We start from the raw sequence: 22506 nt of genomic DNA, 5'->3' as shown, positions 1-22506 counted from the left end.
AAGCGGCCCCGCTCCCGGATTCCTCCGGAGGCGGGGCCGCTTCGCGTGTACGGGGTCAGCCGCGCTGGATGCCCGTGGTGTCCTGGAGGACGCCGCGACGACCCTCCTGGGTCTGCGCGATCAGGGCCGCACCGCGCTGCTCGACCGCCAGGTACCAGTTGCCCGGGGCGAGTTCGGCGATCGGCGTCGGCGCGCCGTCCTCGCCGTAGAGCGGCCGGGACACCGGCACCGCGAACCAGAACGGGGCGAACTCCCCGCCCTGCGAGGGCGCCTGGGGCTGCACCTGCTGCTGCGGCTGGGGCGCCTGCTGGGCCTGCGCCTGCTGGGCCTGGGGATGCGGCTGCTGGGCCTGGGGCTGCTGGGCGTCGAAGGGCTGGCCGCCGTACGACGGGGACTGGCCGGGCTGCGTGCCGTAGGGCTGCTGCTGGGCGCCCGGGTAGCCGTATCCGCCCTGCGGCTGGCCGCCGCCGTACGGCTGCGGGGTCTGCGGCTTGGGGGCGCCGATGAGAGCGCCCTTGAGGGCCGGGACCAGGGGGGTTGCCACGGCGGCGCCCGCCAGGACCAGGGCGGCGATCAGGCCGAGGACGAGGCCGGCACCCGCGTCCGGGCCCGCGCTGCCGTCCAGCGAGCCGCCCGGGTCGAAGATGGCACCGAGCGCGCTCCACGCGGCGAAGACCGAGATGACGACGCCGGCCTGGCCGAGGCCGATCCCGGCGACCTTGAGGGGGGTGGGGAGCATCCGGGCCACCACGATCAGGGCGGCCCCGATGACGCCGGCGAGGTAGACACCCATCACGAGGGCTCCGTTGTCCCACGCCATCGGGAGCTCCACGCCCGCGCAGGCTGAGCCGTCACAGCTCCAGGTGGAGAGGAACGAGGCGACGAACAGCAGCACCGCTGCCACGATCACCACGCCGTCGCCTCGTGTGAGAGAGCGGATATTCACTTCAGGTCCTTCGTCAGTCGTCTCGTGGTCGAGTGGGCGTCCGCTGTCGCCCTGGCGCAGTGCCGGTGCGAAGCGTGGGGGGTGACCCCCCATCGTACGGAGGACACTACCGTCCGTCCCCGTGGGGTGTCTGCCGGGAAAGAAGGTCTGTCAAGACCTGTACGGCCTTCCCCCGGCCGGATCTCCCAGGGCCGTCCGGACCCCTACCCGCGCAGGTGGAGGGTGATGCCGTCGGCCATGCCGAGCGCCGCCTTCTGGCGCCAGCCGGCGTCCTTCAGCAAGGCGGCGTCCTCGGCGTCGCGCATGTTCCCGCACTCCACGAAGACCTTGGGGACCGTGGAGAGGTTGAGACCGCCGAGGTCGTCGCGGACGTCGAGGCCGGTGCCGTCTCCGATGTAGTTGGAGGGGGCGGAACCGGTGCGCCGCACCAGCTTGCCCGCGATGCGCTCACCGAGGCGCCGGGAGTCGGCGATGATCGGCCGGGTGTCGGCGCCGCCGCCGCGTACGGCCGCCGGGAGGATCACGTGGAAGCCCCGGTGGCCGGCGGCGGTGGACCCGTCTGCGTGCACCGAGACGGCCGCGTCGGCCTTCGCCTCGTTCCCGATCCGGGCGCGCTCGTCCACGCACGGGCCGAAGGGCCGGTCCCCGTCCTGGGTCAACTTCACGGTGGCGCCCCGCTCTTCGAGCAGGTCGCGTAGCCGGTGCGCCACGTCGAGGGTGAACTCCGCCTCGGCGTAACCGTCGTCGCTGGCGGTGCCGGTGGTGTCGCACTCCTTGCGGTGCGTCCCCACGTCCACCTGCCGGTTGATCTCGGCGGTGTGGTCCCGGTTCCCCGGGTTGTGGCCCGGGTCGACGACCACGGTCTTCCCCGCCAGCGGGCCCGAGGCGCCGGGGGAGGGCTTCTTCGGCGGCTCCGCCTCGGAGGGCTCGGCCTCCGGCGCCCGCGACGGCTCCTCGGAGGCCGGGGCCGAAGCGCCCGCCGAGGCCCCCCGCCCGTCCGAGCCGCCGTCCCCACCGTCGCCCACGGCCTGCCACAGCAGCCATCCGGCCAGCGCGGCGGGCACCACGGCCCCCGCGGCCACCAGCCCCCACCGGCGACCCGCGCGGCGCCCCTCGTCTGCTTCCCCGTCGTACGACACGCCCGCGATGCTATCGGCGCCCGGCGTCCGTCGCCGCCTTGCGGAGCACCCGCAGCGAACCCGTCACCGACACCTCCGTGAACCCGCCGGACTCCAGTGCCCGCAGATAGACGCGGTACGGCGCCTGGCCGCCGTCGGCCGGGTCGGGGAAGACGTCGTGGATCACCAGCAGGCCGCCGTCGGCGACCTTCGGCGCCCAGCCCTCGTAGTCGGCACCGGCGTGCTCGTCGGTGTGGCCGCCGTCCACGAAGACCAGGCCCAGCGCGCCCTGCCACACCGCCGCCACCTGCGGGGAGCGGCCGACCAGCGCCACCACGTGCTCCTCCAGGCCCGCCGCGTGCAGCGTCCTGCGGAAGGTCGGCAGGGTGTCCATCCGGCCGACCACCGGGTCCACCACCTCGGGGTCGTGGTACTCCCAGCCGGGCTGCTGCTCCTCGCTGCCCCGGTGGTGGTCGACGGTGAGCGCGAGCACGCCCGCCCGCCGGGCCGCGTCGGCCAGCAGCACCGTGGAGCGCCCGCAGTACGTGCCGACCTCCAGCAGCGGCAGCCCCAGACCCGCCGCCTCCACGGCCGCCGCGTACAGCGCCAGCCCCTCGTCGGCGGGCATGAAGCCCTTGGCGTTCTCGAACGCCGCGAGGACCGCGGGGTCGGGGGCGGCGACGGCCTGCTGTTCCATGCGGGACGCTCCAGTACGCGAGGGGGCGATGGCCGCCCCATCGTGCCGCACGCCCCCGGCGCGCGGACCGGCGGGGCGTCCCGGGCCGCAGGTCAGGGCGTGAGCGCCGCCCCCGCGCGGAGCCGCCCGGTCACCAGCTCCACGGGGTCCGGCGCGGTGACCCCGTCGGTGTGCACCGCCAGGGCGCGCGGGGTGTGCCCGCTCGCCGAGGCGACCAGGAGGTGCCGGCCGGGCCCCGGCACCGTCAGCCGGAACGCCCCCGCCTCGTCGGCGGTGGTCCGTCCGGTCTGGACGCCGCCCGGGGTGAGCAGGGTGACGTTGGCCCGGGCGACGGGCACCGCGTCGGGGTCGCACACCCGCCCGGTCAGCGCGTACGGCTCGCCGGGCGCGGGCCGCGCCGGGGCGTCGGCGGGCTCCGGCCGGGCCTGCGCCCCCGCCGGGAGGAAGAAGGCCAGCACCGCGCCGGCGCCGACCGCTCCCGCGGCGATCAGGAACGCCAGCCGGAACCCGGTCATCGACGGCAGCTCCACCCCGCCGAACGGGACGGCCGTGCCGGCCAGCACCATGCCGATGACGGCGCTGGACAGGGAGGTGCCGACCGACCGCATCAGGGTGTTCAGGCCGTTGGCCGCACCGGTCTCCCGGGGGTCGACGGCGCCGATGATCAGCGCGGGCAGCGAGGAGTACGCCAGGCCGATCCCCGCGCCGAGGACCGCCGCGATCACCGCGGTCTGCCAGGCCGCCGAGAGCAGCGCCTGCCCGCCGCCGTAGCCGAGCAGGATCACGGCCATGCCCAGCAGCAGTGTCGTCCGGGGCCCGTAGCGGGTGGACAGGCGCGCGTAGAGCGGGGAGACCAGCATCATCGTCAGGCCCAGCGGGGCCATGCACAGGCCGGCCACGACCATCGACTCGCCCAGGCCGTAGCCGGTGGCGGTGGGCAGTTGCACCAGTTGGGGCAGGACCAGGGAGACGGCGTAGAAGGCGACGCCGAGCATGACCGAGGTCAGGTTGGTCAGCAGGACCGTGCGCCGGACGCTGGTGCGCAGGTCGACCAGGGGTGAGGGGGAGCGCAGCTGGTGCAGCCCCCAGCCGGTGAGCACCAGCGCGCCCGCGCCGAACAGGCCGAGCGTCGCCGGAGCCGTCCAGCCCCACTCGGCACCCTTGGTCACCGGCAGCAGCAGGCAGACGAGACCGGCCGCGAGACCCAGCGCCCCGGGCAGGTCGAAGCGGCCCTCGGCGCGCATCGGGCTCTCCGGGCAGACCCGCCAGGCCAGGAGGAGGGCGGCGGCGCCGAGGACGGCGGCGGCGACGAACAGGGCGTGCCAGTCGGCGTGCTGGGCGATCAGCGCGGCGGCGGGCAGGGCGAGGCCGCCGCCGACGCCTATCGAGGAACTCATCAGCGCCATCGCCGAGGGCAGCCGCTCGGCCGGGAGCACGTCGCGCATGATGCCGATGCCCAGCGGGATGGCGCCCATCGCGAATCCCTGGAGCGCCCGGCCCACGATCATCGGCACCAGTTCCGAGGTGAGGGCGCACAGCACCGACCCGCCCACCATCACGGCGAGGCAGAGCAGCAGCAGCCGCTTCTTGCCGTACAGGTCGCCGAGCCGCCCCATGACCGGCGTCGCCACCGCCCCCGCCAGCAGGGTCGCCGTCATCACCCAGGTCGCGTCGGCGACGCCGGTCCCCAGCAGCACCGGCAGGTCCTTGATGACCGGCACCAGCAGGGTCTGCATCACCGCCACCGTGATCCCCGCGAAGGCGAGGACGGCGACGATCCCCTGACCACCGCCGGACGGGGTGGGCGGGACCTTCGAGGCGGGGACCGGATCGGGGACCTGCGGCAAGGGGACCTCCTGGAGTGCTTCGGAAGACGGGCAGCGGACGGCGGTCACCGGACCACCGCGCCAACTAGATGTACGGAGAAGCCGGTTGACGGCTCCACTATTCCCCGCCGCCACGCTCACCGGGCGGGCGCCTTGGAGGCACACGCCCCCGCACCGGACGCGTCAGGGGGCGCACCGGGGGAGCGCGACGGAGCCCGGACCCGGCCTCGGTCATGGACCCGACCCGATCCGCTCGGGCAGAGTGACCCCGTCGCGCGACGCACCACGCCACCCGGCCGGGCCGGACCCTGCCGCCCACCAGTGGAGGACGCATGCAGCAGCCCGCACCCGCACGGGGGCGCCCCGGCCCGCTCGCCGGCGTCCGCGTCGTCGGCCGCTGCGAGGTCCGAGCCGAACTCGGCGACGACCCGGCCGAGTCGGCCCGCGCCCTCGGCGCTCCCGGGCCCTGACGCCCCCCTGGGCCCGCCCGGTTCCGAATCCGCCGAACCCCCGTACCGCACCCGTCCCCGACCCACAGGGAGACCGCATGTCCGCCAGCACCCGCCGCGCCCCGCTCGACCCCGTCGACCCGCTCGGCCTCGAAGCGCTCCTCGGCGAGGAGGACCGGGCGGTCCGCGACACCGTCCGCCAGTACTGCGACGACAGGATCGCCCCGCACATCGGCGACTGGTTCGAGCGTGGTGAGATCCCCGATCTGCCCGGACTGGCCCGCGACTTCGGGGAGATGGGGCTGCTCGGCATGCACCTGGAGGGGTACGGCTGCGCCGGCACCAGCGCGCTGGCCTACGGTGTCGCCTGCCGCGAGCTGGAGGCGTGCGACTCCGGCCTGCGCTCCTTCGTCTCGGTGCAGGGCTCGCTCGCCATGTACGCCCTGCACCGGTTCGGCTCCGAGGAGCAGAAGCGGGAGTGGCTGCCGCGGATGGCGGCGGGCGAGGCGATCGGCTGCTTCGGCCTGACCGAGCCCGACCACGGTTCCGACCCCGCCTCGATGCGCACCCGCGCCCGGCGCGACGGCGGCGACTGGGTCCTCGACGGACGCAAGACGTGGATCACCAACGGCTCGGTGGCGGCCGTCGCCGTCGTCTGGGCCCAGACCGACGACGGCATCCGCGGCTTCGTCGTCCCCACCGGCACCCCCGGCTTCTCCGCCCCCCTGATCAAGCGGAAGATGTCACTGCGCGCCAGCGTCACCAGCGAACTCGTCCTGGACGGCGTCCGCCTGCCCGCCACGGCCGAACTCCCGGGTGCCCGCGGCGTCTCCGCGCCCCTGACCTGCCTCAACGAGGCCCGCTACGGCATCGTCTGGGGCGCGCTGGGCGCCGCCCGCTCCGCCTGGCGGGCCGCCGCCGAGTACGCCGGGCAGCGCGAGCAGTTCGGCAAGCCCATCGCCGCCTTCCAGCTCACCCAGCAGAAGCTGGTCGACATGGCCCTCGAACTCCACAAGGGCACCCTCACCGCCCTCCACCTCGCCCGCCTCAAGGACAGCGAGAACGGCGTCCACCCCGCCCAGATCAGCTTCGGCAAGCTCAACAACGTCCGCGAGGCCATCGAGATCTGCCGCACCGCCCGCACCATCCTCGGCGCCAACGGCATCTCCCTGGAGTACCCGGTCATCCGCCACATGAACAACCTGGAATCCGTCCTCACCTACGAGGGCACCACCGAGATGCACACCCTCACCCTCGGCCAGGCCCTCACCGGCCACGCCGCCTTCCGCTGACCGTGCGCCCTCCCCGCCCCGCATCGGGCTGGTAACGGTCCGGGCTCTCCCCCTCCCCTCCGCCGCTGACCTGCGGATACGTTGGAAGCTCCGGAGGGTGCGGGGAGCGCGACGGGGGAGTACGACGCAGGGCGCCCGCCGGCCGGAAAGCCACCAGCGCGGTCAGGGGAACGCGCGCTGCCGACAGGGGGACGCAGATGACGTACGGACAGCCAGGGCCGGGCAACGGTGGCGGCGGGCCGGGACCGGGACGGCCCGGAGGGCCCTCGTGGGGGCCACCGCCCCCGCCGCCGGGCTGGGGCGGACCCCCGCCGTGGGGCTGGGGCTGGCCGCCGCCCGCCCCGAAGCCGGGCGTCGTCCCGCTGCGCCCGCTCCAGGCCGGTGACCTCTTCGGCGGCGTCTTCGCGACGATGCGCCGCTACCCGGGCGCCCTGTTCGGGGTGGTCGCCGTGGTCTACGGCGCGTACCTCGTGGTCGCGGCCGGCGTGCTGTACGGCGGCTGGTACGCGCAGCGGAACGCGATCGACCGGCTCTTCGGCACCTCCGCCGACGGGGCGCCGCCCACCTCCGAGCTGACCTCGGTGCTGGTGACCTCCGGCCTCGCCTGGTTGGCCGTCATGGCGCTGGCGCTGGTCGCCAACGCGGCCGTCGCCGTGGCCTGCACCACCGTCACCCGCGAGGCGGTGCTCGGCCGGCCCGCCCGGTTCGGCCAGGTCCTCAGGGCGACGCGACGCTTCCCGACGGTCGTCGGCATCCAGTTGCTGAGCGGGCTGACCGTGATGATCCCGATCGCGCTGCTGTTCCTCTTCATGGTCCTGGCCACGGTCGCGCTGCTCGGCCGGGGCGACGTGGGCCCCTGGCTGACGCTGCTGCCCCTCCTGTTCCTCGGCGCGGCCGTGGTCTCGGTCTGGCTGTGGGTCCGGCTGGCCCTCGCCACCCCGGCGGCCGTCTTCGAGGGCCAGGGCCCCGTCGCCGCGATACGCCGCTCGACCCGGCTCGTCCGTGACGACTGGTGGCGCACCTTCGGCCTGCTCCTGCTCGCCGGCCTCATGGCGATGGGGGTCAGCATGGCCGCGCAGATCGTCACCGGAGCGTTCCAGGGGCCCGTCGCCCCGCTCGACATCGACCCGGAGACAGGGAGGTTCGGCAGCGCGGAGGCGCGCGCGGTCTTCACCGACATCCTGACCGCCTCGGCGATCGGTTTCGTGGTGGGCTCGGTCGTCCAGGTCGCGGCCATGATCCTCACCCACCTCACCGCCGCCCTGGTCTACGTCGACCTCCGCATCCGCAAGGAGGGCCTGGCGGACGCACTCATCGCCGGACTGGGGCAGGGGGCCCGGACGCCGGAAGGACCGCCCGCGCCGGGGGAGGGCGACTGAGACCGCCGGGAGCCCGCCGCACCGGCGGTCCGGCCATGCTCAGTCCTGTTCGAAACAATGGGACGGCCGACGACCCGGAAGCCACACCGCTGGTACGAGTGACGGGGCCAGTCCTCCGCTTCCGCGGTCAGGAACCGCAGGCCGCCCCGCCGACCCGCTACCGGCGCCCGCCGCCGCCCCGGGACCGCGACCGCCTCGGCCTCGGGGCCTACGTCCCTTCGTCCGGCGGGTGGTCCCTCGTCCCGGTCTCCCCATATCCCGGTGTACGGGCCACGTCCGGCCTGCGACCATGACAGGCATGGCCGACCACCCCCATCCCGATCCCGCGCGCCCCGCGGGCCGTCGTACCCCTCCGACCTGGGCGGTTCTCCTCGCCGTCTGCGCCGGGCAGTTCCTCGTCGTGCTCGACGTCTCCGTCGTCAACGTCGCCCTGCCCTCGATGCGTGAGGACCTGGCGCTGAGCGCCACGGGCCTCCAATGGGTGGTCAACGCCTACTCCATCGCCTTCGCCGGGTTCATGCTCTTCGGCGGCCGGGCCGGAGACCTCTACGGCCGCAAGCGGATGTTCCTCGTCGGCCTCGCCGTCTTCACCGCCGCCTCGCTGGCCGGGGGAGTGGCCCAGGAGGGCTGGCAACTCCTCGCGGCCCGTGCCGTCCAGGGCCTGGGCGCCGCGGTCCTCGCCCCGTCCACGCTCACCCTCCTCACCTCCGCCGTCCCCGAAGGCCCCGCGCGGGCCCGCGCCATCGGCACCTGGTCGGCGGTGGGCGCGGGCGGCGGCGCGGCAGGCGGCCTGGTCGGCGGTGTCCTCACCGACGGCCTGTCCTGGCGCTGGGTCCTCCTCATCAACGTCCCCATCGGCATCGCCGTCCTCGCGGCGGCGGCCCGCTGGCTCACCGAGAGCCGCGCCACCACCGGCCGCCGCCTGGACCTGCCCGGCGCCGTCCTCGTCACCGCCGGACTCGCCGTCCTCGCCTACGGCATCGCCGAGACCGAGGCCCAGGGCTGGGACGCTCCCGGCACCCTGGCCGCCCTCGCTGTCGCCGTCCTGCTGATCCTCGGCTTCCTCCTGGTCGAAACCCGGTCCCGCGCCCCGCTGATGCCGCTGAAGCTCTTCCGGGTCCGCTCGGTCTCCGCCGCCAACGCCGTCATGATCATCAGCGGCGCCGCGATGATGGGCATGTGGTTCTTCATGACCCTGTACGCCCAGAACGTCCTCGGCTACTCCCCGCTGGCGGCCGGCCTGGCCCTGATCCCCAGCTCCCTCGCGGTGGTCGCGGGCGCCAAACTCGCCCCCGCGCTGATGCGCTCCCTGGGGGCCCGGCCAGTGGTCCTCCTCGGCACCGGCCTGGCCGCGGCAGGGTTCGGCTGGCAGTCGGCGATGCGGGCCGACGGCACCTTCCTCGGGGACATCCTGGGCCCCGGCGTCGTCATGATGGCCGGCGCCGGCCTCGCCGGAACCCCGCTCGCCTCCCTGGCCGTCTCGGGCGCCGACCCGCGCGACGCCGGACTGGTCTCCGGCCTCATCAACACCTCCCGCACCATGGGCGGTGCCCTGGGCCTGGCCGTCCTGTCGACCGTCGCCGCCTCCGCCACCGGGGGCGCCACCGACCCCGAGGCCCTCACCGACGGCTACGCCCTCGCCTTCCGCACCGCCGCCTTCATGCTCGTCGGAGCCTTCGTCCTGGGCCTGATCCGGCTCCCCCGCGAACCCCGCCGCACCTCCGCCACCTCCACCGGCTCGGGTACGCCCACCGCCTCGGACCCGGCCTCGGCCCCGGTCCCCGACGTCCCCACGCCCGAGACCAACCCCACGGCCGCCCGCGGCGACACCCCGGGGGCCGCACACGGGTGAGGCGGCTGGGCGCCGTCCGGGCGCACTTGCCCGAGGGCTCCCACCGAACCGTCGCACCACCCCGCTGAACCGCACCGCGACCGGCGGCCCCGCCGCTCCCGCACGAGACGCGCCCTCGCCCGAAGCGCCGGTCACCGGTGCGCCGTCCCCCGCCTGATGCCTCGTCATGCTCCGGAGCTACGACCGAGCCCGGCCCCTGGGCGGAGGCGCATGCACGGACTCCGGCAGGACGAATGTCAACCGGTGCTCGCACGGCGCCGTCTCCCGTACAGACGGAAGTGCCCCGGCCGACTCGGCCGGGGCACTTCCGTACGCGTGTCCGCGGGACGTCGCGAGCGTGCTCAGGCCGCCTCGGGCTCCTGGCTCGCGGAGGGCTTGCGGTGCCGGCCCCTGGGGGCCGACCCCTCGTCGTTCCCGGCGGCGGGGCCACGGTGCTTCCCGGCGCCCGGTGCGGGCTCCTGGATCTGCGGTGGCGTGGCCTCGTTCTCCGTGCTGGTCCTGGTCATGGACAACTCACCCCGTAACGCAATGGATCTTTACAGCCGGGCGAGTTTAACCAACTACCGCACGCCCCGTCAGCGGAGCTTCCCGCAACGGTACCGGGCGCGCCGCCGGAGGGGGTTCCGCTTCGGGCTCTCCGGGCACGAGGCCCTCGACAGGTTCCGAGGCAGAGGCGGGGAAGGGCACGTCGGCCACGCCGCACGGCACGTTCCGGGTGGCGTACGGAAGTCGCAGGACGCCCGCGCGTGTCCAGCGGCCCGCGCCGGCCAGCCACCCTTCCGGCGGCGGCAGCCCCACCACGTGCCGGCTGGTCGGGCGCCACAGGCCGATACCGGTGCCGCCCGGCCCGTCCATCCGCAACGCGACCGCGCACGCCTCCGGGGTGAGGAGCTGCCCGGGCTGGACCGCGAACGGTGTCAGCAGCAGGTCGGGGGCGCGCAGGCAGCGGGGGAAGCGCACCGGCTGCATGCTGCCGAGCACCCCCCAGCCGATCCGCTCCTCCCCCGCCGCGTCGGAGCGGACCAGCAGCAGCCCGCTCTCCGCATCGGCCAGCAGCAGCCGGTCGTTGCTGCGTTCGGCGATCTGGAGCAGCGGAGTCGTTTCTCCATCCCGCCCCAGATCCACCACCACGGTCTTCGTCACCCCGCCCCGCTCCTGGTCCAGCGCCAGCAGCCGCCCCGAGGCGTCGAGCCAGGCCCCGCCCGCGCAGAATCCGGGGACCTCCGTCACGTGCTCCGGGCCGAAGGCGCCTCCCGCCACCCGCCACACCGCGGTGCTCCCCTCGCCGGGAGCCAGCGCGTACGCCGTGGCCCCGTCCGGCGCCGCCGGGAGCAGCGACAGGGCGGGGCACTCCACCGACCCGAGCGGGCGTTCACCGGTCTGCCGCCCGGTCGCGGGTCCGGTCGCCGGGCCCGTCGGGTACAGCAGCGAGAACGTGTGCAGGCCCGCCGGCGTCCGGTGGATCAGCACCTGCCCGTCGGCCAGCGGCAGTACCTCCGTCCCCGGCTCCTCCGGCTGGTTTCCGGCGAGCGCGACGGCGTACGGCTCCGCTCCGAACGTCCAGCGCTCGGGGTACCAGGACGGCCCCTCCCTGGTCAGCCGCGCCGCGTACGAACCGTCTGCGGCGAACACGCACCCGGCCGGGACCGTGTCGGGCCCCACCCGTACCGCCGCCCCCACCCCTGCCGGGGAACCACGCTCACCGGTATCAGGGGGAGCACTCTCGATGGCACAAACACCCGTAGTCATCGGGCCGTCACCTCCGGCGACGAAGCTAGTGACCCCATGCGCCCCGGTGGCACCGTTTATCCTTCCGATTCACCCCAAAGAGTGGCCGCACTCCTCGCGGTCGGCGGCGGCCCGCGGAGAGGGGACGGTCGCACCGGCACCCGAGGCAGGCCCGGTCCCCAGGTAGCCTTGCCCCCGTGCCCCGCCTCTCAGAAGTCCTCACCGCCCTGGACGCCCTCTGGCCCCGTTCCCTGGCCGAGCAGTGGGACGCGGTCGGCACGGTCTGCGGAGACCCGGACGCCGAGATCAGCCGCGTCCTCTTCGCCGTCGACCCCGTGCAGGAGGTCGCCGACGAGGCGATCCGGACCGGCGCCGACCTCCTCGTCACCCACCACCCCCTCTACCTGCGGGGCACCACCACGGTGGCCGCCGACACCTTCAAGGGCCGCGTCGTCCACAGCCTGATCAAGAACGACGTGGCCCTGCACGTCGCCCACACCAACGCCGACCGCGCCGACCCCGGCGTCTCGGACGCCCTCGCGGGCGCGCTCGGCCTGCGCGTGTTGGGCCCCCTGGTCCCCGACCCCGAGGACCCGCACGGCCGCCGAGGTCTCGGGCGGATCTGCGAGCCGGCCCACCCCATGACCCTGGCCGCGTTCACGGCCCTGGCCGCCGAGCGTCTGCCCGCCACCGCGCAGGGCGTCCGCGCCACCGGCGACCCCGAGGCCCCGCTCACCCGGATCGCGGTGAGCGGCGGCTCCGGCGACAGCCTCTTCGAGGACGTCCGTGCCGCCGGTGTCGACGCGTTCCTCACCGCCGACCTGCGCCACCACCCCGCGTCCGAGGCCGCCCAGCGGCCCGACGCCCCCGCGCTGGTCGACGCGGCGCACTGGGCCACCGAATGGCCCTGGTGCGAACTGGCCGCCACGCAGCTCGACGCGGTCTCCGAACGCCACGGCTGGGGACTGAGGACCTTCGTCTCGTCGACGGTCACCGACCCCTGGACCGCCCACGCGGCGTCCGCCCCCTCTGTTTCCCACGAATCCTCTGGAGCCCCCAACTGAACGCCGCGCCCGCCGACCAGATCCGCCTCCTGGACGTCCAGGAACTCGACACCCGCCTCGCCCAGCTCGCCCACAAGCTCTCGGGCCTGCCCGAGCACGCCGAGATCGAGTCGCTCACCAAGGACCTCGCCCAGCTCCGGGACCTGCTCGTCGCCTCCCAGACCGAGGAGAGCGACTGCGGACGTGAGCAGACCAAGGCCGAGCAGGACGTCGACCAGGTCCGCCAGCGTGCCGCCCGCAACCAGCAGCGCCTGGACTCCGGCGCCGTCTCCTCCCCGAAGGACCTGGAGAGCCTGCAGAGCGAGATCACCTCGCTCGCCAGGCGCCAGGGGGACCTGGAGGAGATCGTCCTGGAGATCATGGAGCGCCGCGAGGCCGCCCAGGAGCGCGTCGGCGAACTCACCGAGCGCGCCGCCTCCGTGCAGACCCGCATCGACGAGACGGCCGCCCGCCGCGACGCTGCCGCCGCCGAGCTGGAGGCCGAGGCGGCCACCGCCACCAAGGAGCGGGCCGTGGTCGCCGGCTCCGTCCCGGCCGACCTGCTCGCCCTCTACGACAAGCTCCGCGCCCAGCAGGGCGGCGTCGGCGCGGCCCGCCTCTACCAGCGCCGTTGCGAGGGCTGCCGCCTGGAGCTCAACATCACCGAGGTCAACGAGGTGAAGGCAGCCGCCCCCGACACCGTGCTGCGCTGCGAGAACTGCCGCCGCATCCTCGTCCGTACGGCCGACTCGGGCGTCTGATGCGGCAGTTCGCCGTCGAGGCGGACGGCGGGTCCCGGGGCAACCCGGGGCCCGCCGGGTACGGCGCGGTCGTCGTCGACGCCGCCACCGGCGAGACCCTCACCGAGGCCGCCGGGTTCCTCGGCACCGCCACCAACAACACCGCCGAGTACCGCGGCCTGATCGCCGGACTCCACGCCGCCCGCGACCTCGACCCCGAGGCGCGGGTCGAGGTCCGGATGGACTCCAAGCTCGTCGTCGAGCAGATGGCGGGCCGCTGGCGGATCAAGCACCCCGGCCTCCAGCGGCTGGCCGCCGAGGCCGCCGAGGTCCTCGCGCCCGGTCAGGTCACCTACACCTGGATTCCCCGGGCCGAGAACCAGCACGCCGACCGCCTCGCCAACGAGGCCATGGACGCGGGCGCCCGAGGCGAGCGGTGGAACCCGGCCGCCTCCACGGCCGACCTCCCCGCGGCGGCGCCACCGCCGGCCGCCGCCCCGCCGGACCTCTCCACCCCCACCACCTTCCTGCTGCTGCGCCACGGCGAGACCGCGCTCACCTCCGAGAAGCGGTTCTCCGGCAGCGGCGGCAGCGACCCCGCGCTCTCCGCGGCCGGCCGCCACCAGGCCGCCCGTACCGCCGGGGCACTCGCCGCGCGCGGCACCGTCGAGGCCGTCGTCAGCTCCCCGCTGCGGCGCTGCCGGGAGACCGCCGAGGCCGTCGCGGGCCGGCTCGGACTGCCCGTCACCGTGGACGAGGGGTTGCGCGAGACCGCGTTCGGCGCCTGGGAGGGGCTGACCTTCGGCGAGGTCCGCGACCGCTGGCCGGATCAGCTGACCGCCTGGCTCGCCTCACCCGACGTGGCGCCCGCGGGCGGCGGCGAGTCCTTCGACGGGGTGGCGGCCCGCGTCGCCGAGGCCCGCGAGCGGCTCCGCCTCGCCCACGCCGGTCGTACGGTCCTGCTGGTCAGCCACGTCACCCCGGTCAAGACGCTGGTGCGGCTCGCGCTCGACGCGCCCTGGCAGGCCCTGTTCCGCATGGAGCTGGCCGCCGCCTCCCTCTCGGAGATCGCGTACTACGCCGACGGGAACGCCTCGGTCCGCCTGCTGAACGACACCGGCCACCTGCGCTGACGCCGGTGCGCGACGCCGCCTCGGACCTTCCTCGAAGGAGGCCCGAGGCGGCGGGCGTTCCCGCGCGGGCGGTCGGCTCGGCGGTGGCCACGGGCTGTGCGCGCCGTGCCGCCGGACCTGGCGCGTACCCTGCCCCCGCGACGGGAAGGCCGTGCGGCCGGGGCGGCTCAGCGCAGCTGGGACGCCTCGCGGGCCAGCCGCTCCACGCGGGCCCAGTCCTTCGCGGCGACGGCGTCGGCCGGAAGCATCCAGGAACCGCCGACGCAGCCGACGTTGGGCAGCGCCAGGTAGGCCGGGGCGTTGGCGGGCGACACCCCGCCGGTCGGGCAGAACCGCGCCTGCGGCAGGGGCCCCGCCAGCGACTTCAGGTAAGGCATCCCGCCCGCCGCCTCGGCCGGGAAGAACTTCATCTCGCGCACCCCGCGCTCCAGCAGCGCCAGCACCTCCGAGGCGGTCGAGACCCCGGGCAGGAACGGCACCCCCGACGCCCGCATCGAGGCCAGCAGCGTCTCGGTGCACGCCGGGCTGACCAGGAAACGGGCCCCCGCCGCGACCGCCGCCTCCACCGTCTTCGGCGACACCACGGTCCCGGCGCCCACCACGGCCTCAGGCACCTCGGCGCCGATGGCCCGGACGGCGTCGAGCGCCCCGGCCGTCCGCAGGGTCACCTCGACCGCTCGCAGCCCGCCCGCCACCAGCGCCCGCGCCAGCGGCACCGCGTCCGCCGGGTCGTCCACGACCACCACGGGCAGGACGGGGGCCAGGTCCAGCACGGAGGCGGTGGCGGGATCGAGGGAGGGCGAGGGCGTAGGGCTCATGGGCTCATGATGACGGGCGGTACGCACACCGTGCAAAGAGCGTTGCAGTCAGTGCAACGCGCGGGAGTGGGAGTGGGCTCAGCGCCCGTGGACGTCGGTCACGACCACGTCCAGTGCCCACGCCGCCCCCGCCTTCTCCGGCTCGCGCGCCTCCACGACGTACCCCAGCTCCCGCAGCGCCTCCACCAGCTCCGCCGGGGCCTCGGGCTCCGCCCCCGCCGCCAGCAGGTCACGGGTCAGCCGCCCCTTGGTCGCCTTGTTGAAATGGCTGACCACCGACCGCTTCTCCACACCGCCCACCATCCGCGCGTGCAGCACCCGCACCGTCGCCGTACGCTCGGCCACCTCGCCCTTCGGTTTCCACGCCCCCGCGTACGCCGCCGAGCGCAGGTCCAGCACCAGGCCGCCGCCCGCCGCAGCGGGCAGCACCTCGGCCATCGCCCCGCGCCAGTGCGCAGCCAGCGCCCCGAGCCCCGGCAACTTCACCCCCATCGAGCAGCGGTACGAGGGGATCGCGTCGCCCGGCCGTACCGCGCCCCAGAGCCCCGAGAAGACCAGCAGCGACCGCTCGGCCCGCCGCGCCGCCGCCTCGTCGAGGGTGGCCAGGCCCAGCGCGTCGTAGAGCACGCCGGTGTAGATCTCCCCGGCCGGGCGGGTGCCGGCGGTGCGCAGCTCCACGTTCTTGCCGATCTCACCGCGCAGCCCCTCGCTGAGCCCGAGGACGGTCCGCGCCTTCTCCTCGTCGACGGCGCACAGCTCCACCAGCTCGTCCAGGACGGCTTCCCGGGCACCGGTGAGTCCCGGCAGCGACAGCTCCTCCAGCTTCAGCGGCGAGCCCTGCCCCGAGGCGGCCTTCCCCTCGGACGGCGGCAGCAGCACGAGCACGATGTGACTCCTTCGGCGACGACGGACCCCTGGGGCGGCCCGCCAAGGCCGCCCCCGCCAGCGTAATGGGCCCTTCGCACGGGCCGCGCCGCGTTCACCGCCCCGGCCTGCGGGTACCATGGGCGCACGGCAGACGAGCCGGGCGGACGGCCGCGTGGAGATCTCCGGATCTCCCCGAGGAACGTCCGGGCTCCACAGAGCAGGGTGGTGGGTAACGCCCACCCGGGGTGACCCGCGGGACAGTGCCACAGAGAACAGACCGCCGGGGGCCTCGGCCCTCGGTAAGGGTGAAACGGTGGTGTAAGAGACCACCAGCGCCTGAGGTGACTCAGGCGGCTAGGTAAACCCCACCCGGAGCAAGGTCAAGAGGGGCCGCCGAGAGGCGGCCCTGCGCGGACGCCTGAGGGCTGCTCGCCCGAGTCCGCGGGTAGACCGCACGAGGCCGGCAGCAATGCCGGTCCTAGATGGATGGCCGTCTCCCCGGAAGCCGCGAGGCTCCCGGGCGACAGAACCCGGCGTACAGCCCGACTCGTCTGCCGCCACCAGCGGTTTTGCTTGCGGAAGGGCCTCCGACCTGCGTCGGAGGCCCTTTCTGATCTTTCAGTAGGTTGCTGCTGCGGGCGACGGACAGTCGCTCGAAAGTCCGTTGGAGACGCCCGGCGGAGACGAGGCTTCCCAGTCGTGGCCGGATGGTCGGCCTCGCCCCGATAGCCGTAGGGCTGCGGGGTACGCCGGAGCCTGCCGGCGCCCTGCCCCGGGCCTCGGCACGTGCACAGAGGCCGCATGCCCTTCCACGGCGGGTCCGTGATCGCGGAAGTGCGAGCGGCCGTGTCGGCCCTCTACCGGACTGACCAGCAGGAGGCGGGGAGGAGGAGTCGCCGCCGTTGACCAGGTCGGCGATGTCTCCTTCGCCTCACACGCGTCGGGATCCGGCGTCGGCGGCGGATGCAGGGAGCGGTGTGGCGGAGAAGACCGAGTCCGGGTCGACTGCGGACTTCACGGCGAGCAGGCGTTCGGTGTTCGGCCCGTAGGAGTTCGCCACCTGGTCGGGAGTCTCCGGCCCCAGGAAGTTCACGTAGCCCCCCGGTAGGGAAAACGGTTCCAGGGCTGCGTGAGTCTCTTCCAGCCAGCGCAGGTGCGAGGACCTGCCGTCGCCACTGCCTGCGGGTTCCTTGTTCTCGCCGTTCTCCCACAGGGAGATCATCTCGACCATGAGGTGTGGTTCGCGGCGGCCGAAAGCTGTGGAGCCGAGAGGTGGGCGGGTGGCTGCACCGTGGAACTGGTGCCACACGATCGCGGAGAACGGTGAGGTGAACTCCCGGGCGGCTCGGTCCAGGACGGTTGCGATGGAGCCCGTGACGCACTGGACGGTCCGTGTGCGGATCGCGCCCATGCGGCCGGGTGGGAACATGGCGTCCGTCGCTGCCAGCGTCGCGGAACGGGCGACGGGTCCGACCTCGGCGAGCACGGGCGTACCGAGTCTGGCCAGGGTGCGTACCGGCCCGTCCTCGGCGTTCCCGACCTCCGGATCGCCCGACCAGGTCGGCGCGACGTACACCGTCGGCTTGCCGCCCGGGCCGGGAAGGAACCCCACGTCCACCGTCAGCTCGTCGGGACTGTCCTCAAGAATCCCACCGAGGTCGGCCAGAATGCGGGCGCTGTGGTCGATCGGGTACAGGATGGTTCCCGATATCACGGTCGGTACGGGGTGCAGGCGGATACGTGCCGAGGTCACGACGCCGAAGTTGCCGCCGCCGCCGCGCAAAGCCCAGAAGAGGTCCGGGTGGTGTCCGGCGTCGGTGTTCACTCGTGAACCGTCGGCCAGGACGATCTCGGCGCCGAGCAGGTTGTCCGCGGCTAGGCCGAATCGGCCCAGGAGGGGGCCGTACCCGCCGCCGAGCGTGAGGCCGACCATGCCGACGGAGCCCGCCGTTCCGGTGACGGCGGTCAGCCCCGCCTGCTCGGCGGCCGAGACGACGTCGGAGGAGAGGGCCCCGCCGCTCACCGTCGCGTAACGGTGGTTGACGTCGACCTGCACGTCCCTCATCTCGGTCAGATCGAGAACCAGCCCACCGGGACGGAACGCCCGGCCCCAGAAGTCGTGCCCCCCGCCACGCACGGAGAGCGGCACTCCGTGGTTGCGAGAAGCGCGTACTCCCGCCTGCACGTCAGCGGTGCTCGCGCACCGCACGACGACCGAAGGACGGACATCGACCGCCGCGTTGAACAACGCGGCGGCTCGCGTGTACTCCGGTCCGCCGGTAAGCACACGGCCTGCAGGAATGTGGGACTTCAGCTCAGCCAGGAAGGCGGTGCTGACTGTTTCGCGGGCATCGGCGCCCATAGGGGACTGCATGGTCACTCCTGTGTGTCACTCATCGGGTGCGGCTGTCGAGGGAGCGGTGTGGATGCGGTGGCAGGGCCGGTTCCGTAGCGCTCTGCCGGTTCGGCGAGGGCGTTCCGGACCGGCGGACGGCGGACGGCGGTGTGTCGGGGACGGTGCTCGGTGTCCTGAACGCATCAACGGGAGGGCACGTCGGATTCGGTGCACTGCTGGGCGAGGACGGTGGCCATGTCGGGCAGCAGAACGGCCAGGGGGTCGTGAGTCAGCTCCGTCATGCGTAGGCGTCCCCCGCAGGTGGCGACACCCAGGACGTGTTCACCGGCCAGTTGGGTGGTCTGCGCCGGTCCCCACAGAGCGGTGAGACGGGCGCGGCCGTGGGCAGGCGCCGCGACCACCCCGAGATTGGTGATCTGGATGTCGGCGGCGGTGGCAACGGCCATCATCGCCTCGGCCTCTTCGGGGGTGGCGGGCGGCTGCTGGGCCAGCGCCTGCGAACCGGCCTTGAGTACCTGCGGTGCGCGCTGGTGTTCGAGGGCCCGGTGATGGTGCTGGGCCAGTTTCCAGAAATCTTCGGCCTGGGATGCCTCGCTGACTGTCCGCGCTCCGGCGAACCGGTTGGCGACGGCGTCGGGCAGACCTGCGGCTCGGCGCAGGTCGATCGGGCTCAGTACCCTCACCCGGGTGCGGCCCGCGCGGTGGAAGACCGTGCTGGCGGCAGCACACAGCGCGGCGTGCACGGACACGCCCTCCGTGTGGCAGCGGGTCACCAGCCGTGTGGTCAGACCGCGTTGCAGGGCCAAAGCGGATACGTGCGGTGCCCGTCCGGAGAACCGGGTCAGCTCGCCGGGCGCGTTCATCAGCTCGTCCTGGGGAGGCCCTGCGGGAGGCGCCTCCGCCTCAAGAGCCTGCAGGAGGGTCTCCTGGGAGGGTGGCACATCCTGCCCCGGGGCCGACTGGCCGCCCTCCTCGTCGCCGTCGAGGGCGGCGACGAGGTCCGCCACCACCCGCATGCCGCCGATGCCGTCGGTGATCTGGTGAGCGAAGGTCAGCACGATGACGCTGCCGGTCTCCGCGGGAATCCGTACGGTCCGCATCAAAGGGCCGGGCTCATGCGCAAGGGGACGCGTCTGCTCACCAGCGACGATCGCCTGCCAGGGCGTTCCCTCGGCGGCTGTTTCGATGCTGACCGGGCCTTCTGCCCAGCGGTATCGGCCCTGGAGCGCTCGGCGGTCGACCGAGACGCGGAGCAGCGGGTGCTGCGCCTGCACCCTCTGCAGTGCCCGCGCCAGGGTCTGCTCGGAGACCTTCCGGTCGATCTCGGCGACCAGGGAGAACTGGACGGGGTTTCGGTGCATGTAGAGATCGATGGTCCGCTCGAAGGCTCCGAGTTCCCTCGCCGTCTCCGTCTCCGTTCGCGTGTGGCTGATCGGCATGAGGCCCCTTCCTCGCTGAGGTGATGTGACTGCTCGCTACCTGGACGCATCCCGGCGAGGCGGGAGTTCGGTCTCCTGCTGAGTGGTGGTCGGGACCGGCCGACTGTCCGCCAGGCGCTTGGAGGTGCTGCGGAACGCCCAGGCGACGACCAGTGCGGCCACCACGGTGAGGGGGGTCCCCATGGCGATCTTCGCGAAGGCGAGCCAGCCGGTGGCGTCGTGCATGTAGAGCCACTGCTTCACCACGAACCGGGCTCCGAGGACGCTCGCCACTGCGAGCGTGGCGATGTCGTGTGCCCGCAGAACCTGACGGTCCACGCGCCAGGCGTGCGCGCCCCCGTGCAGGAGGTTCCACGCCACTCCGGTCAGGGGGCGACGCAAGAGGACCGAACCGAAGGTGGCGAGGAAACCTGCGAAGGCCACCCAGATGCCCAGCAGGAAGAAGTCCTTGGCGGAACCGGTGAGCGCGACGATGCCTGCCGCGACCAGAACGCCGGTCAGGCTGCCCGAGGCGGCGAGGAGTCGTTCCCCGCGCACCAGCCGGGCCGCGGTGAGCACCACGCCTGTCGCTATCGCCGCGATCACAGCCGCCTTCGTCGACAGCAAGGCGAGCGCGATCACGAACACCACGACCGGGACGGTCGAGTAGACGAAGCCGGCTGTGCCGCCCATGGATTCGAGCATGGGCGAACCCGGGGCGGGGGACGGCGTGTTCGTGTCGCGCCGGTCGCGAGTTGGGGAGGGGGTGTGCTCGCCTTCGAGATGGGTCATCGATCACTCCTGGTCACGGGCTGCGGTTGCAGCGTCTCTCGGGGATTCCTCGTCGCGGTCGTACTGCGGTTCAGGCGCTCCAGCCGCCTCCCACGGCCCGGCTCGCGAGATAGGAGTCGCGCAGCGCCTTGCGCAGTCCGGGGACGAACGCGTCGAAGCGCGCCGCTTGCGCCCTGAGGGCGGACTGGTGGGTACGGCGGTCTTCCTTGCTCCACACCGGGGTGAGCTCCAGCTCGACCGCCAGGACTGCCATGGCCAGCTCGTCCGTCAGGTCCTCGGCGGGAGCGCCGTCGAGAACGGTCGCGCGCACCTGGTCCTGCAGGGCGTGCACCAGGTCCGGGTGCACCACGGTGACCCTGTTGGTGGACACGACCCCCAGCTTCTTCTTCCGTTCGATGGCGACATCCCCGGAGGCGAGCAGCTGGTCGCGGACCGGGGTTTCGGCTGTGTGCGCCTTGTTGTGCAGGAACTTGAGCCAGCCCTTGGGCTTGTCCTCGGGCAGGTCGTACCAGACCGAGGCCGCGAACGGGTCCTTCGGCGGACTGCCGGGGAGCCGTCGGACCTTCCCTCCGGTCGCGTCCAGCAGACCCCCGCGGGCCAACTCGGTCATCGCTCCGGCCCGCAGCAGCTGGCCGCGCCCCTGAATGTTGTCGAGCTGGAACTTCTCCTTCTTGACGGTGTAGCAGAGCAGGTACAGCTTCTGAGCGAGAGTCGTGGGCATCGTAACCCCCCCGGTGTGTTAGTCGGAGTGAGCGAGAACTGATATTGCTGATAAGGGAATGGAATACGTGCAGTGGAAGGGCTCAGCGGTTTCACCCTTCCTTCCTTCAACCCCCGTGAAGGGTTGGACGGAATAAGGTGGAAGTTCGTCCATCTGCCAGGGCGTAACCGCTGCGCTCTCGGCGCTGCTTGGCGTTCCAGCGAGTCTCCTACCTCCGATTCGAGCCGTGAAACTGGTGACGTTACGGCATAGTTCTGCGCGTCCTGGAGGATGGACATTTCGTGATCTGCTGCCCGGTGCGCGCCGAGGCCACCGACGTGGCAGAGGCGTGACCGGCGTCCGCCCGGTGCCTGGGGGCCGTCCGGACAGGGCGTGCGGGATGCCCAGGGCGCGCGGCTCCGACCGTTCTCGCGGTCGGCCCCCCCGGTGGATTCCCGGCCGTCCTGCCGGGCCGGGCCCCGAGGCGGCGTGGGCCTGGGGACGGTGGCGGTGCGGAGACTGGAGTCGACGCCGGTGAAAGGCGTGCTGGACGGACGGTAGCGCCCGTGGGACCGGCCGCGACCTGCGCCGTCAGTAGCCGCGGATCACATCGCCGAGACCGCATCGGTTGTGAGCGGTGGAACCAATCATTCTCTGCCCGCTTTTGCGGTGCGTCAGTTCACCGAGTCAGGGCGGAATCAAGTGCGGGCGGATTCCTGAAATGGGTTGAGTGAGGACTTTCCTGAAAACTCTGTCGGGGCAAGCGCGTGGCGTCCAGAAGCGGTGTACCGCAAGGTGAAGGAGCGTCCGCATACTGCATGAATGGGGACGCTCCGACTATGTGACGAGGAGCCGTAGCTGTCGTCGCGCGCCTGGCGGGAATTGCGGGCCGGCTCGACCTTGCCCGGGGTGAGCTCCCTGCCCAGCGCGCGGGCCACGTCTTTGGCTATCACCGGACCGTCCGTATCGGCGACGATCTCCATAATCCGCCGATAGTCCGAGGTCGGGGCTTCCAGTCCTCTCCCGTCCACGCGGTCGGGGACCGGCCGCATCCCGGCCGCACCCGGCGTCACGGCAGCCGGCTCCACGATGCCCGACGGCCTACGTCCGCCGTCCGTCGCCTCGGCCCACTGCCCGTCCACCGCCTCGGCAGCCTCCAGCCGGGCCACCTCGACACCGATCTCCGCCAGCTCTTCGCGCAGCGACTCGGCCCGCTCGGCCAACACCACCCGCCGCTCGGTCGTCCCCGTCAGCGCACATCCGCCATGAACAGCCCCTCCCCTCCGGACCTGCCTGCCGGAGCCTACGAAGAGACCACTGCCCGAGTGACGATTCCCGCAGAACGAGCACGT

General features: G+C 73.5%; 20 protein-coding genes and 1 other RNA gene. 8 read left to right on the top strand and 13 right to left on the bottom strand.

Annotated features, from left to right (window positions below; translation table 11 throughout):
* Nucleotides 1–55: 55 nt before the first annotated feature.
* The 4 genes from ACSLIC_RS06275 to ACSLIC_RS06260 all read right to left on the bottom strand — a co-directional run bounded on the left by ACSLIC_RS06275 (nucleotide 56) and on the right by ACSLIC_RS06260 (nucleotide 4608).
* On the bottom strand, nucleotides 56–946 hold the full coding sequence (locus ACSLIC_RS06275; RefSeq protein WP_436736687.1) for a hypothetical protein: 891 nt from the start codon (nucleotides 944–946) through the stop codon (nucleotides 56–58).
* Between the two features lie 203 nt (nucleotides 947–1149).
* Nucleotides 1150–2028: an N-acetylmuramoyl-L-alanine amidase gene (locus ACSLIC_RS06270; RefSeq protein WP_436740291.1), complete on the bottom strand. Its 879-nt coding sequence runs from the start codon at nucleotides 2026–2028 to the stop codon at nucleotides 1150–1152.
* Nucleotides 2029–2095: 67 nt separating this feature from the next.
* Nucleotides 2096–2761 carry a class I SAM-dependent methyltransferase gene (locus ACSLIC_RS06265; protein ID WP_436736686.1) on the bottom strand — a complete coding sequence of 222 codons (666 nt, stop codon included), beginning with the start codon at nucleotides 2759–2761 and terminating at the stop codon, nucleotides 2096–2098.
* 92 nt (nucleotides 2762–2853) lie between these two features.
* On the bottom strand, nucleotides 2854–4608 hold the full coding sequence (locus tag ACSLIC_RS06260) for an MFS transporter (protein ID WP_436736685.1): 1755 nt from the start codon (nucleotides 4606–4608) through the stop codon (nucleotides 2854–2856).
* Between the two features lie 311 nt (nucleotides 4609–4919).
* Between ACSLIC_RS06260 and ACSLIC_RS06255 the strand changes: the two genes are divergently transcribed.
* The 4 genes from ACSLIC_RS06255 to ACSLIC_RS06240 all read left to right on the top strand — a co-directional run bounded on the left by ACSLIC_RS06255 (nucleotide 4920) and on the right by ACSLIC_RS06240 (nucleotide 9559).
* Nucleotides 4920–5057, top strand: a complete 138-nt coding sequence (locus tag ACSLIC_RS06255; RefSeq protein WP_436736684.1) for a hypothetical protein — start codon at nucleotides 4920–4922, stop codon at nucleotides 5055–5057.
* Between the two features lie 77 nt (nucleotides 5058–5134).
* On the top strand, nucleotides 5135–6328 hold the full coding sequence (locus ACSLIC_RS06250; RefSeq protein ID WP_436736683.1) for an acyl-CoA dehydrogenase family protein: 1194 nt from the start codon (nucleotides 5135–5137) through the stop codon (nucleotides 6326–6328).
* 197 nt (nucleotides 6329–6525) lie between these two features.
* Nucleotides 6526–7707, top strand: a complete 1182-nt coding sequence (locus ACSLIC_RS06245; RefSeq protein WP_436736682.1) for a hypothetical protein — start codon at nucleotides 6526–6528, stop codon at nucleotides 7705–7707.
* 298 nt (nucleotides 7708–8005) lie between these two features.
* Nucleotides 8006–9559 carry an MFS transporter gene (locus ACSLIC_RS06240; protein WP_436736681.1) on the top strand — a complete coding sequence of 518 codons (1554 nt, stop codon included), beginning with the start codon at nucleotides 8006–8008 and terminating at the stop codon, nucleotides 9557–9559.
* Nucleotides 9560–9900: 341 nt separating this feature from the next.
* Here the strand turns inward: ACSLIC_RS06240 and ACSLIC_RS06235 are convergent, their stop codons facing one another.
* Together ACSLIC_RS06235 and ACSLIC_RS06230 are read right to left on the bottom strand one after the other, a co-directional pair.
* The gene (locus ACSLIC_RS06235) at nucleotides 9901–10065 is read right to left on the bottom strand and encodes a hypothetical protein (protein WP_436736680.1); all 165 of its coding nucleotides are present in this window, start codon (nucleotides 10063–10065) and stop codon (nucleotides 9901–9903) included.
* A gap of 46 nt (nucleotides 10066–10111) precedes the next feature.
* Entirely contained in the window at nucleotides 10112–11221 is a 1110-nt protein-coding gene (locus ACSLIC_RS06230; protein WP_436740290.1) for a hypothetical protein, read from the bottom strand.
* A gap of 263 nt (nucleotides 11222–11484) precedes the next feature.
* Here ACSLIC_RS06230 and ACSLIC_RS06225 point away from each other — a divergent pair, with 263 nt between their 5' ends.
* From ACSLIC_RS06225 to ACSLIC_RS06215, 3 genes are read left to right on the top strand one after another with little or no spacing between them, the layout of a single operon-like run.
* The gene (locus ACSLIC_RS06225) at nucleotides 11485–12351 is read left to right on the top strand and encodes a Nif3-like dinuclear metal center hexameric protein (protein WP_436736679.1); all 867 of its coding nucleotides are present in this window, start codon (nucleotides 11485–11487) and stop codon (nucleotides 12349–12351) included.
* Nucleotides 12348–13091 (top strand): zinc ribbon domain-containing protein, encoded by a 744-nt coding sequence (locus ACSLIC_RS06220; protein WP_436740289.1) that lies wholly within the window; start codon nucleotides 12348–12350, stop codon nucleotides 13089–13091. Before ACSLIC_RS06225 ends, ACSLIC_RS06220 begins: the two co-directional genes overlap by 4 nt.
* Nucleotides 13091–14203 (top strand): bifunctional RNase H/acid phosphatase, encoded by a 1113-nt coding sequence (locus ACSLIC_RS06215; RefSeq protein WP_436736678.1) that lies wholly within the window; start codon nucleotides 13091–13093, stop codon nucleotides 14201–14203. Before ACSLIC_RS06220 ends, ACSLIC_RS06215 begins: the two co-directional genes overlap by 1 nt.
* 167 nt (nucleotides 14204–14370) lie before the next feature.
* Here the strand turns inward: ACSLIC_RS06215 and eda are convergent, their stop codons facing one another.
* Together eda and yaaA are read right to left on the bottom strand one after the other, a co-directional pair.
* Entirely contained in the window at nucleotides 14371–15021 is a 651-nt protein-coding gene (eda, locus tag ACSLIC_RS06210) for a bifunctional 4-hydroxy-2-oxoglutarate aldolase/2-dehydro-3-deoxy-phosphogluconate aldolase (RefSeq protein WP_436736677.1), read from the bottom strand.
* A 78-nt stretch (nucleotides 15022–15099) separates the two neighbouring features.
* The gene (gene yaaA / locus ACSLIC_RS06205) at nucleotides 15100–15906 is read right to left on the bottom strand and encodes a peroxide stress protein YaaA (protein WP_436736676.1); all 807 of its coding nucleotides are present in this window, start codon (nucleotides 15904–15906) and stop codon (nucleotides 15100–15102) included.
* Between the two features lie 134 nt (nucleotides 15907–16040).
* On the opposite strand from yaaA, the gene rnpB reads away from it, so the two are divergent.
* Nucleotides 16041–16442: RNase P RNA component class A (gene rnpB / locus ACSLIC_RS06200), an RNA gene on the top strand.
* Between the two features lie 377 nt (nucleotides 16443–16819).
* Here rnpB and ACSLIC_RS06195 read toward each other — a convergent pair.
* From ACSLIC_RS06195 to ACSLIC_RS06175, 5 genes are all read right to left on the bottom strand, one after another.
* Nucleotides 16820–18250: an FAD-binding oxidoreductase gene (locus tag ACSLIC_RS06195; protein WP_436736675.1), complete on the bottom strand. Its 1431-nt coding sequence runs from the start codon at nucleotides 18248–18250 to the stop codon at nucleotides 16820–16822.
* A gap of 176 nt (nucleotides 18251–18426) precedes the next feature.
* Nucleotides 18427–19683 (bottom strand): phthiocerol/phthiodiolone dimycocerosyl transferase family protein, encoded by a 1257-nt coding sequence (locus tag ACSLIC_RS06190; protein WP_436736674.1) that lies wholly within the window; start codon nucleotides 19681–19683, stop codon nucleotides 18427–18429.
* 36 nt (nucleotides 19684–19719) lie between these two features.
* Entirely contained in the window at nucleotides 19720–20454 is a 735-nt protein-coding gene (locus ACSLIC_RS06185; protein ID WP_436736673.1) for a DUF3159 domain-containing protein, read from the bottom strand.
* Between the two features lie 70 nt (nucleotides 20455–20524).
* Nucleotides 20525–21175, bottom strand: coding sequence for a GOLPH3/VPS74 family protein (locus ACSLIC_RS06180; protein WP_436736672.1), 651 nt, complete (start codon nucleotides 21173–21175; stop codon nucleotides 20525–20527).
* A gap of 677 nt (nucleotides 21176–21852) precedes the next feature.
* Nucleotides 21853–22383 carry a hypothetical protein gene (locus ACSLIC_RS06175; RefSeq protein ID WP_436736671.1) on the bottom strand — a complete coding sequence of 177 codons (531 nt, stop codon included), beginning with the start codon at nucleotides 22381–22383 and terminating at the stop codon, nucleotides 21853–21855.
* Nucleotides 22384–22506: the final 123 nt, after the last annotated feature.

It is taken from the genome of Streptomyces sp. BBFR102, from assembly GCF_051397025.1.
Taxonomy (GTDB): Bacteria; Actinomycetota; Actinomycetes; order Streptomycetales; family Streptomycetaceae; genus Streptomyces.
The sequence above is the reverse complement of the archived record's forward strand: the minus strand, read 5'-3'. Positions and strand labels throughout refer to the sequence as shown.

Excerpts from the sequence above, each read along its gene's own strand:
- ACSLIC_RS06265 (WP_436736686.1), bottom strand. The coding sequence starts at position 2,761 with ATGGAACAGCAGGCCGTCGCCGCCCCCGACCCCGCGGTCCTCGCGGCG.
- ACSLIC_RS06255 (WP_436736684.1), top strand. The coding sequence starts at position 4,920 with ATGCAGCAGCCCGCACCCGCACGGGGGCGCCCCGGCCCGCTCGCCGGC.
- ACSLIC_RS06250 (WP_436736683.1), top strand. The coding sequence starts at position 5,135 with ATGTCCGCCAGCACCCGCCGCGCCCCGCTCGACCCCGTCGACCCGCTC.
- ACSLIC_RS06245 (WP_436736682.1), top strand. The coding sequence starts at position 6,526 with ATGACGTACGGACAGCCAGGGCCGGGCAACGGTGGCGGCGGGCCGGGA.
- ACSLIC_RS06240 (WP_436736681.1), top strand. The coding sequence starts at position 8,006 with ATGGCCGACCACCCCCATCCCGATCCCGCGCGCCCCGCGGGCCGTCGT.
- ACSLIC_RS06235 (WP_436736680.1), bottom strand. The coding sequence starts at position 10,065 with ATGACCAGGACCAGCACGGAGAACGAGGCCACGCCACCGCAGATCCAG.
- ACSLIC_RS06215 (WP_436736678.1), top strand. The coding sequence starts at position 13,091 with ATGCGGCAGTTCGCCGTCGAGGCGGACGGCGGGTCCCGGGGCAACCCG.
- eda (WP_436736677.1), bottom strand. The coding sequence starts at position 15,021 with ATGAGCCCTACGCCCTCGCCCTCCCTCGATCCCGCCACCGCCTCCGTG.
- ACSLIC_RS06195 (WP_436736675.1), bottom strand. The coding sequence starts at position 18,250 with ATGGGCGCCGATGCCCGCGAAACAGTCAGCACCGCCTTCCTGGCTGAG.
- ACSLIC_RS06190 (WP_436736674.1), bottom strand. The coding sequence starts at position 19,683 with ATGCCGATCAGCCACACGCGAACGGAGACGGAGACGGCGAGGGAACTC.
- ACSLIC_RS06185 (WP_436736673.1), bottom strand. The coding sequence starts at position 20,454 with ATGACCCATCTCGAAGGCGAGCACACCCCCTCCCCAACTCGCGACCGG.
- ACSLIC_RS06180 (WP_436736672.1), bottom strand. The coding sequence starts at position 21,175 with ATGCCCACGACTCTCGCTCAGAAGCTGTACCTGCTCTGCTACACCGTC.